This is a genomic window from Actinomadura sp. NPDC049753 (assembly GCF_040674655.1).
GTDB classification, from domain to species: Bacteria; Actinomycetota; Actinomycetes; order Streptosporangiales; family Streptosporangiaceae; genus Spirillospora; species Spirillospora verrucosospora.
The window spans coordinates 18,495-30,109 of sequence record NZ_JBFARL010000098.1 but is presented as its reverse complement, the minus strand read 5'-3'; the positions used below and the strand labels follow the sequence as shown (position 1 = coordinate 30,109).

The following is an 11,615-nucleotide window of genomic DNA, read 5'->3' as shown; positions in this document are numbered from 1 at the left end:
GCCGCGCCGCACGCCGCGCCTGGCGAGCTCGGGGTCGCGCCCGTACAGCCAGCCGAGCGCCGCGTCCCGTTCGGCGGCCCCGCCGCCCAGCGCGCCCGTGCACGGTTCGGCGGGCGCGCCGAGGACGAGCCGCCAGCGTTCCAGGTCAGGCGGGATCACGATGTCCCTCCCCGCTCTCCGTCGAAGGTCGGCTTTCCGCGTCCGCGGCGAGGCCCGCCGCCGCGAGGGCCTTGTCAACGCGGGCGTCCAGCGCGAGGGCCTCGGCGGTGAGCAACGGCGCGTCCGGCGCGCGGAGCAGCGCGCCGGCGGAGCCGCGAAGGTTCCGCCGGTCCAGCAGCCCTTGGGCGATGGCGGCGCGCTCGCGGGGCGGGAAGAACTCGAACGCCTGCCGCAGCGCGGGCAGCGCGATGAGGAAGTCCTCCTCGCCGAGCCCGCCGACCAGCTCGTCCAGGACGCCGAGGAGGGCGGCGCCCGGGTCGAGCACCTCCTGCCTGGCCAGCGCGAACAGCCCGGCGAGCCAGTCGCCGAACGTCGCCGGGACCGCCGCTCCGCGCACCGCCCTGACCGGGTCGGAGGCGTCGCCGAGGACGCGGGCGAGCCCGAACGCGGCGCCGCGCAGGTCGGGCGGGGCGCCGGATCCGGCGGCGACGCGGCGGGCGACGCCGAGCGCCGCGGCCCGGTCGAGGCGCAGCGTGCCGGAGGCGTGCAGGAGCGCGTCGCGGACGGCGGCGAGGGCGCGCAGCCGGCGCAGGTCGGCGGGCGCGGGACCGCCGCGCACGCCCTCGGCCAGCCACAGGATCCGGTCGGCGCACTCCTCGACGACCGTGCCGAACAGCGGGCTGCCGGCCGTGCCGAGGACGCGGTCGTGCCGCCACAGCCCGAGGACGGATTCGAGCGCGGCGCCGAGCGCGGCGATGTCGGAGGCGCCCGCGATCCCGGCGGCGATCGACTCGGCGATCCGGCCGGACTGGTCCGCGCAGCCGCACAGCGCCGCGTCGAACAGCACGGCGGCGAGGTCCTCCATGTCGGCGCCCGCGGCGTTCATCCGCTCGTCCAGGACGGCCGCCGCGGCGTCGGCCAGCGTGGGCCCGTAGGCGCCCGCCTCGATGAGCGCGGCGTGGCGGCGCCCGTCGCGGTCGGCGGCGTCCAGGGTCCAGCGCTCCTCCAGTTCCGGGTCGGCGCCCGTGGCGGGGCCGGACTCGCGGGCCGCGAACGGGACCCGCAGGACGCGCAGGCGGTGCAGCGCCCGGCTCCGCTCCAGCCCGCGCGGGGTCGTCAGCTTCAGCACGACCGGGCCGCCGCGGTCGAGCCCGAGGCGCGCCAGCTCGGCCGCCGCGTTCCCCACGAGCGGCGGGGCGGGCGTGTCGGCGTGCAGGCGCCCGGTCCGGTCGCCGCTCAGCGCGTCCACCATCTCGGCGACGGCCGGGTGCGCCCCCGGCGCGAGCACGCCGCGGGAGGTCCACGGGAGCCGCTGGTCGAGGTCGTCGTTCACCAGCGCGGACACCAGGCCGTCGAGCAGGTCGGCGCGGGCCGGCGCGGGATGGCCGCGCAGGCGGGTGAGGCCGGCGGTGAGGGTGCGTGCGGCGATCAGGTCGGCGGTCGACACGACCTGCCCCCGCCGGCGCAGCCGCGCCACGACCGCCTCCACCAGAGCCCCGGCGGCCGCGCCGGGGCCGTCCTCCCAGAGCCGCTGGTAGTACTCGGGCGAAGGCATGCCCGACTGGTAGCCGGTGAACGCGTCGAGGCGCCGGAACGAGTACGGGACGAGGAAGCTGCCGCCGGTGGAGTCGCCGGGCGGCTCGGGCACGCGGGGCCACGCCGTGCCGCCGGACGCGGCGAGCGCTTCGAGGGCCGGCTTGTGGAAGCCGCCGGTCACCACGACGACGGGGCGGTCTCCGGCGTCGGCCTCGGCGGCCCGCACCCACTCCGCCATGTAGGACTCGCGGGCGGTGTCGTCCTCCCCGGCCTCCGCCTCGCCCCGCACGAGCCCGAAGTACGCGTCGAGCCGCTCCGCCGTGTTCTCCGCGTCGATCTCGAACAGGTGGTCCCAGAGGATGTCGGTGTTGTCGACGGCGAACTCCCGGCACAGCCGACCGGTCACCTCGGCGTAGCGGCGCTCGGCGTCGGCGTAGCGGTTGCTCCGCCCGGCGAACGCCGGGTGCCAGGCGGGCAGGTCGATGAACCGCAGCTCCGCACCGGCGGCCCGGCCCTCGTTCAGCGCGACCCATTCCGGGGAGTAGGCGCAGAACGGCGACCATGACGCGTGCACGCGCTCGTCGTCGCGGTAGTAGCTGAAGACCGCGACGGGCGGCTCGTGGCCGAGGAGCAGCTCGCCGATCCGGTCGCCGAAGTCGGCGGGCCCCTCCACCAGCACGTACGCGGGCCGCAGCCGCCGGATCGTCTCCCGGACGAGCCGGGCGCAGGCGGGGCTGTGGTGCCGGACGCCGACGAACGTGGCGGCCATCAGCCGGGCAGCAGGTGCCGCGCGGCGTGCAGCGCCTTCCACTGCTCCCCGTCGCGGCGGGGAGCCTGCTGCTCCAGGTAGCGGCGCAGCCGGGCCAGGTCCTCGGGGTTGTCCTTGGCGGCGGTGCCGGCGAGGCACTCGACGATGTCGGCGGCCCCGCCCTCCTCACCGCGCAGGAACCAGCCGCGCACCCCGACCTGGTGGGCGACCGAGACCGCCTCGGCGGTGCTCATCACCGCCGACAGCCGGTCCATCGACCGGCCCTCCTCGGTGGTGGCGTCGCGCAGCTCCCGGAACACGGTGACGAGCACTTCGAGGACGTCCCGGCGCGGCGCGACCTCCACCCCGCTGTGCTCCAGCAGCCGCCCCGCCTCCTGCTCGACCAGGTCCAGCTCGGTCGCGAAGTCGGCGATCGGGAACACGGTCTCGAAGTTGAACCGCCGCTTGAGCGCGGCGCTCATCTCGTTGACGCCGCGGTCGCGGGTGTTGGCGGTCGCGATGATGTTGAACCCGTCGCGGGCGAACACCATCGCGTCCGCGCTCTGCCCCCCGTGGGACGAGGGCGTCCCGCTCCCGCCGGAGGCCGCGCGGGACAGCTCCGGGATCGCCAGGACGCGGTCGGACAGCGGCGACAGCAGCGAGTCCTGCACCTCCAGCGGGCAGCGGGTGATCTCCTCGAACCGGACGACCTTGCCCTCGGCCATCCCGGTGAGCAGCGGCGCCGGGACGAGGGAGCGCGTGGACGGCCCCTCCGAGACCAGCAGCGCGTAGTTCCACGAGTACTTGATCTGGTCCTCGGTGGTGGCCGCGCCGCCCTGGATCGTCAGCGTGGAGGTGCCGCTGACCGCCGCCGCGATCAGCTCCGACAGCAGCGACTTCGCCGTCCCGGGCTCGCCGACGAGCATCAGCCCCCGGCTGGTGGCGAGGGTGACCAGGGCCCGGTCGATGAGGGCGGTGTCGCCCACGAACTTGCGGCGGACGCCGAGCGCCTCGTCCCCGACGATGAACCGCCGCGCGGCCGTCAGGCCGAGCGCCCAGCCGGGCGGCCTCGGCCCGGTGTCGCTCTCGCGGAGCCTCTCCAGCTCCCCGGCGAACCGCACCTCCGCCGGCGGCCGCTGGTACCCCGTGTCCACGTCCTCCGGCCCCTCCGAGAGATGATCTTCCATGCCCCAACGCTAGGGGACCCCTCGGACACTCCGCCCAAAGATCCCCATCTTCCGATTCACCATCGTCCGCGGTTGCCGCGGTGCCGAGAGTGGAAGGCCGCCGTCGTCACTCTGGCCCGCTGATCCGGATCGCCCTCGTCGAGCGCGTGAGTGCGCCCGCCTGCCGGGGCGCTCTCGCCTCCCGTGGGGATGAGCGCTCGCAGCGTCGTCTCGCCATTTGCCACCGTGACGCGCACCGTGCCTCCGGAACCGAGGGGACTGCGGAGAAGGGCGGGCCGAGCAGGGCGAGCGCCATCGGTGCGCCCGTCGTGCCGGACTGTCACCTCCAGATGATCGGCGAGGTCGACGGCCACGTCGGCCCGTGTCGCCCCCCTCTCGTCGACCGCGTGCGCGAGCGCCGCGACCACGAAGAAGTAGGCGCCGGCCTCGACGGAGGAAGGCAGCCGGATGTCGGGGACCCTTGAGATCGCCACGGGGACCGGGCTCTGTGCCGCCAGCGCCGCAAGGCAGGGAGAGAGTCCCCGAAGGTCCAAGCCCGGCGGGTGGATGCGGGATGTCAGTTCGCGCAGCTGGTCGAGGGCCGCCCGGGCACTGTCGAGGGCGCGCGCGATGGACTCGCCGGCCCCCGGGATCCCCGGGGGCAAGGCCTCTTCCGCGAGCTGGAGCTCCAGAACCAGGCCTGCGAGACGTTCCTGGACGCCTTGGCGCAGGGCGCGGGCGATTCGCTGCCGCCCCACGGCCCCGTCCTGCTGGAAGGGGTGGTGGGCCCACTCGGTCATGACATCCGGGGACATCGCGCGAACCTTTCTGTCAATGAACCGATGCCGCCCCGTACCGCGGCGACGAACGGCTCGGCAGCCAGGCGGCCGGCCCCGGCCCCCGGCCAGGTCCCGCCCGGCCGCCGCCTGATGAGAATGCTGCTCCTGGAAGCGGCGACGGGCATGCGTCAAATGACGCCGGCGGTCTGCGGACCCGGTGATGCCGCGCTTCTGAACTCGCCATGGCAGTGGGTCCTACGTCACGGGCGGGTAGGACCGTCCGTGACGTAGGGCAGGCCCCACGGTGACGTCGGGATGGCCCCCGTACAGGTCTGAAGCCCGCTCAATGGCGGTGCGGCTCCCCCGGCGACAAGACTCGGATCAGTCGCCGCAGCGGCCCGCGCGGGCTTCGCAGTTCCTTTCCGGCGGGCCCATGCAGAAAGAAGGCAGAGCATCATGTCGCATCACCTCGACTCACCCTTGGCACGCCAGGATCCGCGTCTGGACATCACGGACCAATACGTCTTTCGCGGCGAGTTCGGCACCGTTTTCGTGATGAACGTGAGCCATTCGCTGGCGGGAGGAAATCCCCGTGGTTTCCACCCGGAGGCGCGGTACGAATTCAAGGTCGACGGCAACGGGGACGCCGTCGAGGACGTCACCTTCAGGTTCACCTTCGACGACCGCGGCGCGACCGGGGACCAGGCCTTCCGGCTCCAGCGGATCATCGGTCCCGAAGCACGTGAACCGACCGGCACGGGCCCGGTCGTCGCCCGCGGCACCACTGGCGCGGCCGCGGAGGGGTCGCGCGGCATGCGGGTCTGGACGGGCGAGGCCGGAGACCCGTTCTGGATCGAACCGGACGTGCTGCACGCGGTCGGTGCCGCCTTCGAGCGGGGCACCCGGGTCGACCTGTCGTCCTGGAATCCGGCGGCCGCCCGGAACCTGTTCTCCGGTCACACCGTGTACTCCATCGTGCTCGAAGTGCCCGACGACGAGTTGCGCCCGCTCAGCGGCGGCGACCGGCGCATCGGCGTCTGGTCCTTGACCACGCTGGCCACCGACGCCGGCGGCTGGCGGCCCGTCAACCGGGCCGGCCTGCCGATGATCCACCCGCTCTTCGCCCAGCTGGACGAACCGCTGGGCGACCGCCTCAACGAGGGCCACCCGTCGACCGATCGGGAGGTCCACGGCAGGACCGTCGCCGCCAAGGTCGCCGGTGTCGTCCGCGCCTACGGGACCGCGCAGGACCCCGAGGACTACGGGCGGCATGTGGCGGACCGGTTCCTGCCCAACGTGCTGCCCTACACGCTCGACACGCCCGCGTGCTTCGGCTTCGCCGGCTGGAACGGCCGCACGATGACCGACAACGCTCCGGACGTGATGTTCTCCTTCGCCGCCGACACGCCCATCACGCTCGGCATCACCAAGGAGTCCGTCACCGCCGGGCCGAGGTGTTCCTTCCCTTACGTGCCCCCGGCCACCTGACCAGGGCGCGGCATTCCCGGGAATCGTCCACATTCTTTTCTGAAGACGAGAGGAAACAGTCTCATGTCCCAAGAAACAAAGCGGGTCGCGCTCGTGACCGGCTCCACCGGAGGCATCGGTCGCGCGGTCGCGGAACGCCTGGCCCGGGACGCCTTCGCGGTCGGCGTGCACTACGCCGGTGACAGGGCCGGGGCCGAAGAGATCGCTGCCGGGATCACCGCCGCGGGCGGCGAAGCGATCACGGTGCGCGGCGACGTCGCGGACGAGAAGGCCATGGCCGACGCGTTCGACGCGGTCGAGCGGGAATTCGGCGGCATCGACGTGGTCGTCAACACCGCGGGGATCATGCTGCTGGCGCCGATCGCCACGCTGGATCTCGACGACCTGGACCGGATGCACCGGACCAACATCCGCGGCACCTTCGTGGTGTCCCAGCAGGCCGCCCGGCGGCTCCGCGACGGCGGCGCCATCATCAACTTCTCCACCTCGGTCACCCGCACCCAGTTCCCGACCTACGGGGCCTACACGGCGAGCAAGGCCGCGGTCGAGGCCATGACGCTGGTGCTGGCCCGCGAACTACGCGGCCGGGACATCACCGTCAACGCCGTCGCTCCCGGCCCGACCGCCACGCCCCTGTTCCTCAGGGGCAAGAACACGACAGAGATCGAGGGTCTGGCCAAGGCCGCCCCGCTGGAGCGCCTGGGCACCCCCGCCGACATCGCCGAGTCCGTCGCCTTCCTCGCCGGACCGGCGCGCTGGGTGAACGGCCAGGTCCTGTTCACCAACGGCGGGCTCGCCTGACCTGCGGCTCCCGCCCCGAACCAGCCGACACGCACCTTGAAGGAGTACCTCATGAGCAACATCATCGTCATCACCGGCGCCTCCAGCGGCTTCGGCGCCCTCACCGCCCGCGCCCTCGCGGACTCCGGCGACACCGTCTACGCCGGCATGCGCGAGACCACAGGCCGCAACGCGCCCCAGGTCGAGGCGGCCGCCGACTACGCGGCCGGGCACGGCGTCGACCTGCGCGCCATCGAACTCGACGTCAACTCCCAGGAATCGGTGGACGCCGCGATCGGGCAGATCATCTCCGCCCACGGGCGCGTCGACGTCCTCGTTCACAACGCCGGCCACATGGTCACCGGTCCGGCCGAGGCCTTCACGCCCGAACAGCTCGCCGCACTTTACGACGTGAACGTCCTTTCGACCCAGCGGGTCAACCGGGCCGCGCTGCCGCACATGCGCGCGGCGGGCAGGGGCCTGGTGATCTGGGTGTCCAGCTCGAGCGTCAAGGGGGGCACGCCCCCGTACCTGGGACCCTACTTCGCGGCCAAGGCCGGGATGGACTCCCTGGCGGTCAGCTACTCCGTCGAACTCGCCCGCTGGGGAGTCGAGACCTCCATCGTGGTGCCCGGCTCGTTCACCAGCGGCACCAACCACTTCGCGCACTCGGGCCATCCGCAGGACACGGCGGTCGCGGCCGAGTACGACGAGAAGTTCCCGAACCTCATGGAGGAAGTCTCCCGGAAGCTCGCGGCCCTGGCGCCCGCCGGCGCCGACGCATCGCTCGTCTCCGAGGAGATCGCGCGCATCGTCGCGCTCCCCGCCGGCCGGCGCCCCTACCGGGTGCACATCGACCCCGCCAACGACGGCTCGGAAGAGGTGTCCGAGGTCGCCGACCGCATCCACCGGGAGTTCCTCACCCGGGTCGGCCTCGCCGACCTGCTCGACCCGCACCCGATGAGCGTCTGACACCTCCGGTGCGCGGTCCGGGCGGCCGCGGGGGTGGGCGTCGAGCGAACGCCGTCCGCCCTCGCGGTGACCGGGATGCGCAATTCCGGTCCCTGACCGGGCACGATGGTGAGAACGGGCAACACGACCGACCGCAACGCGCGGACGAACTCCGCTCGACGTGCTGCGCCCGGCGACGGAGGGCATCAGGTGACAGCGATCGACACGGCGCTCTTGCCGGACATCCTTGGAGGGGTTCCGCAGGCCGTCCTGGTGGTATCCGGGGACGGGCGCGTCCGCTACGCCAATCCCGCCGCTCTGGCGACTCTCGGCTACGACGAGGAAGCCCAGCTACTGGGCCGGCCGAGCCACGAGATCCTGCACCTCCAGGGCGCGGTGGGCTCGCCGTCCTGTACGCCCGGATGCGAGATCATCACATCCCTGCGGGCCGGGAGGCCGGCCGGTGGTGACGACGAGTGGTTCGTGCGACGGGACGGGACCTGCTTCCCAGCGTCATGGTGGTCGTCCCCGATCAGACTCCCGAACGGGCGGGGAGCCGTCTACTTCTTCCACGACACGACCGAGCTGCGGGAGCTGGAACGGGCGCGCCGCGAGCGTGACGCCGCGCGCATCCGGGCCGACGAGTCCCGCGCGGCGCAGCGGCGTATCGTCCAGGGCGTCGCGCAGGTGCGCAGGCAGACGGCACGCGATCTGCACGACGGCGCCCAGCAGCGGCTGGTCGGCCTGCTGATCGGCTTGCGGCTTGCCCGCGAGGCGGACGATCCCGCCGCCGCCGCCACGCTCCTGGACCGGTGCATCGCCGACGCGCAGGCCGCCATCGACGAGCTGCGGGAGCTCGCCGCCGGCGTCCACCCGTCCACGCTGACCGTCAAGGGTCTTCCCGCGGCACTGGAGTCGCTGGCGTCGCGATGCCCCATCCCGGTCACCGTCACCTGCGACCCCGGCCTGAGCCTCCCCGCCGCGGTCGAGTCCAACGCCTACTTCATCCTCGCCGAGGCGCTGACGAACGCCGTCAAGCACGCGCAGTCGTCCGGTGTCGAGATCTCCGTCCAGGCCGGGGAGACGCTGCGGCTCCACGTGGCCGACGACGGCATCGGCGGCGCCACCACCGGCACCGGGGGCAGCGGAGTCGTCGGCATGGCCGACCGGGTCGCGGCCTTCGACGGCGCCTTCTCGATCGATTCGCCGCCCGGCGCCGGGACCAGGATCCACATCGAGATCCCCCTGGCCGCCGGGCCGTCCTCCGCGACCGGAACACCGCCGGACCGGCCCTCCGACGCGCCGCCCCGCACCGTCGTTGTCGCCGACGACGACCCGGGGTTCCGCCGCGTGGCCACCGCCCTGCTGTCCGCCCGCGGGTTCAGCGTGGTCGCCGAAGCGGCCGACGGCGCCGGAACGGTCGCGGCGGTCCGCAGGGAACGGCCCGCCGGCCTGCTGCTGGACCTGCACCTGCCCGACCAGGACGGCCTGCGGGTGGCGCGGGCGCTGAAGGGGCGGCCTGGAACCCCCCGGATCGTCCTCACCTCCACCGAACTCGTGCCCTGGGCGGACGGAGAGCTCGCCGAGGCCGGCGTGGCGGGCTTCGTCGCCAAGGACCGGCTGTTCGACGCCGATCTGACGGCGCTCTTCGCCCCGGCCGCTAGAGCCTGAGGTACCGCAGGACGGCCAGTACCCGGCGGTGCTGAGCGGAGTCGGCCTGCTGCAGCCCGAGCTTCTGGAAGATGCCGGTCACGTGCCGCTCGACGGCCGCGACGGTGACGACGAGGTCCTCGGCGATCCCGCCGTTCGAGCGGCCCTCCGCCATGAGCGCGAGGACGTCCCTCTCCCTCGGGGTCAGCGCGCTCAGCGGATCCGCTCTTCGCCGGCGGCCCACCAGGCTGGAGATGACGTCCGGATCGAGCGCGGAGCCCCCGCCGGCCACCCTCTGCACCGCGTCCGCCAGAGCCCCGGCGCCGGCCACTTTCTCTTTCAGCAGGTACCCGATGCCGGACGGGTCGTCCCCGACCAGATCGAGCACGTAGGACGGGTCCAGGAACTGCGAGAGGACCATCACCGCGATCCGCGGGTGCGCCTGTCTGATCCGCAGTGCAGCCCGGAGCCCGTCGTCGGCGAGGCGCGGCGGCATCCGGATGTCGGTGATCACCACGTCCGGTCGCTCCGCGGCGGCGGCCCGTACCAGCTCGGTGGCGTCCCCGACAGACGCCACGACCTCGATGCCGCCCCGGGAGAGCATCGCGATGATGCCTTCCCGCACGATGGGCTGGTCCTCGCCGAGAACGACCCGGAATCGCGCGCTCATAGGTGCTTGCCGATCACGGGCGTCACCTGACTTCCTCCCACCCGCACGCGCGTGGGGTTCTCCCCACGCGCGGGATCGGGAAGGCCGTCCCGAGTTCTGGAGGCGGCCTGACAGATTTCTCGGCCCTGCGGAGATGAACTGGAATCCAAGGGAACTCTGTTCCTGGAATACCAGGAGAGGCTGCATTCATGCCCTACGTCACCGCCGGCCAGAGGAACTCGGCTCCGATCGATATCTACCACGAGGGCCGGGAACGCGTGCCGCCACTGGCGGGCTACCGAGTCATCACCAACCGGCCCGCCAATTTCAGAGCGTTCCTCGACGACTTCATCGCGGGCCTCGACGTGGTCACGGCACACGGCGGTCCGCCCGACATCGGCTGGCCGCGCCCGGAGGTCGTCGAACCCGCCCTCCTGGACTTCCTCGCCCGCTGACCGGCCCCTGCCGCGCCGGCGGGCCCGGAACTCCGCGGCGGCCGCCGGAACGCGCCAGGGACGGGCGCCTCCGGCGCGGCACGGCAAGCGGACATCGCTTCGGCGGGCTGTCATGAGGGCCTTCTCCGTCCCGCGGTACCGGAATCCCACTGTCACGAAATCTCCTCTCGGCATCGACGCCGGACGTCCGCGGAACCGGGAGCCTCGACGGGCACCCGTCCCCCGCTTTGATCGAACACAAGGAGCGACGCATGTCCCCACCGAAGTCCGGAACCCTCTCCCCCCGGCCCCGGCGGCACGCGCCGGGCTGGGTGCGGATCTTCGTCATCGGCTCCGCGCTGTGGCTGGCCACCGTACTGATCACTTTCGCGACGGAGAACGCCAACCTCGTTCCGACGTTGATCCTGCTGGGCAGCTTCCTGGTCCCCGTCACGTTCGCCGCCTTCGCCTTGGAGCGAGCCGACGAGGTGCTCACCCCGCAGCACGTGCTGACCGCCTTCGTCTACGGCGGCGTGACAGGGGTGCTCGGCGCCTCCCTTCTGGAGTCGGTGTTCCTGCGTCACCCGTCGGGGCTCACCTACCTGGGCGTCGGGCTGATCGAGGAGGGGGTCAAGCTGGCGGCGCTGTGGCTGCTGGCACGCACCGTGCTCCGCTACACCATGCGGGACGGGCTGGCGCTCGGCGCGGCCGTCGGGTTCGGTTTCGCGGCCTTCGAAAGCGCCGGCTACGCGTTCAACGCGCTGTTCACCCGGGATGGCCTGTCCCTGCTGGACGCCGTCGAGAGCGAGGTGCTCCGCGGCATCCTGGCGCCGGTCGGGCACGGGCTGTGGACGGCGATCCTGGGCGGAGCGCTGTTCGCCACCGCCGCACGCGGCGGTCGCCCGCGGCCCAGCACCGCGCTCTTGGGCTGGTTCGTGGTGGTGGTCCTGCTGCATGCCTTCTGGGACGCCTCCCCAAGCATCGCGCAATGGCTGACGCCGCTCCTCACCGCCTCCCCGTCCCAGGCGCCCCTCCGGTTCGGCGCCGGTCCCGGCGCGCTTACCTCGGCGCAGTTGCGGCTCGCCACGATGCTGAGCTGGGCGCTGTTCGCGTTGGACGCGCTGGTGGGGCTGCTGATCCTGCGGGCGCGCCAGCGCCGGGCGGCCGTACCGGCCGTCACCGGTCCCACCAGGTCCGCGATGACCTGACGGGTCCGGCACGGCAGGAGGCTCCTCGGCATCACCGAGGTCGAGGAGCCACCGCGCCGCGGGTGGC

General features: G+C 73.1%; 10 protein-coding genes. 6 read left to right on the top strand and 4 right to left on the bottom strand.

Annotated elements, in window-relative coordinates:
• Positions 1-145 precede the first annotated feature (145 nt).
• Genes AB0K37_RS24045 through AB0K37_RS24035 form a run of 3 tightly spaced genes read right to left on the bottom strand, consistent with a single transcriptional unit; the run spans position 146 to position 4,409 of the window.
• Positions 146-2,464: a DUF5682 family protein gene (locus tag AB0K37_RS24045; RefSeq protein WP_363984667.1), complete on the bottom strand. Its 2,319-nt coding sequence runs from the start codon at positions 2,462-2,464 to the stop codon at positions 146-148.
• Positions 2,464-3,630: an AAA family ATPase gene (locus AB0K37_RS24040; RefSeq protein ID WP_363984665.1), complete on the bottom strand. Its 1,167-nt coding sequence runs from the start codon at positions 3,628-3,630 to the stop codon at positions 2,464-2,466. The genes AB0K37_RS24045 and AB0K37_RS24040 overlap by 1 nt, the downstream gene beginning before the upstream one ends.
• A gap of 56 nt (positions 3,631-3,686) precedes the next feature.
• Positions 3,687-4,409, bottom strand: a complete 723-nt coding sequence (locus tag AB0K37_RS24035; protein WP_363984663.1) for a histidine kinase — start codon at positions 4,407-4,409, stop codon at positions 3,687-3,689.
• Between the two features lie 435 nt (positions 4,410-4,844).
• On the opposite strand from AB0K37_RS24035, the gene AB0K37_RS24030 reads away from it, so the two are divergent.
• The 4 genes from AB0K37_RS24030 (at position 4,845) to AB0K37_RS24015 (ending at position 9,278) form a co-directional block, all read left to right on the top strand.
• Complete coding sequence (locus AB0K37_RS24030) at positions 4,845-5,876, top strand: DUF4331 family protein (protein ID WP_363984662.1); 1,032 nt, start codon at positions 4,845-4,847, stop codon at positions 5,874-5,876.
• A 63-nt stretch (positions 5,877-5,939) separates the two neighbouring features.
• Positions 5,940-6,677 carry an SDR family oxidoreductase gene (locus AB0K37_RS24025; RefSeq protein ID WP_363984660.1) on the top strand — a complete coding sequence of 246 codons (738 nt, stop codon included), beginning with the start codon at positions 5,940-5,942 and terminating at the stop codon, positions 6,675-6,677.
• A 51-nt stretch (positions 6,678-6,728) separates the two neighbouring features.
• Complete coding sequence (locus tag AB0K37_RS24020) at positions 6,729-7,628, top strand: SDR family NAD(P)-dependent oxidoreductase (protein ID WP_363984658.1); 900 nt, start codon at positions 6,729-6,731, stop codon at positions 7,626-7,628.
• A gap of 189 nt (positions 7,629-7,817) precedes the next feature.
• A complete protein-coding gene (locus AB0K37_RS24015) occupies positions 7,818-9,278 on the top strand; it encodes a response regulator (protein ID WP_363984656.1) in 1,461 nt (486 codons plus the stop codon).
• On the opposite strand, the gene AB0K37_RS24010 is transcribed toward AB0K37_RS24015, so the two are convergent.
• Positions 9,268-9,927, bottom strand: a complete 660-nt coding sequence (locus tag AB0K37_RS24010) for a response regulator transcription factor (protein ID WP_363984654.1) — start codon at positions 9,925-9,927, stop codon at positions 9,268-9,270. The two genes, AB0K37_RS24015 and AB0K37_RS24010, sit on opposite strands and share 11 nt — an antisense overlap.
• 188 nt (positions 9,928-10,115) lie before the next feature.
• Between AB0K37_RS24010 and AB0K37_RS24005 the strand changes: the two genes are divergently transcribed.
• Positions 10,116-10,361, top strand: coding sequence for a hypothetical protein (locus tag AB0K37_RS24005; protein ID WP_363984652.1), 246 nt, complete (start codon positions 10,116-10,118; stop codon positions 10,359-10,361).
• A gap of 251 nt (positions 10,362-10,612) precedes the next feature.
• A complete protein-coding gene (locus tag AB0K37_RS24000; protein ID WP_363984650.1) occupies positions 10,613-11,548 on the top strand; it encodes a PrsW family glutamic-type intramembrane protease in 936 nt (311 codons plus the stop codon).
• The last annotated feature ends 67 nt before the right edge of the window (positions 11,549-11,615 follow it).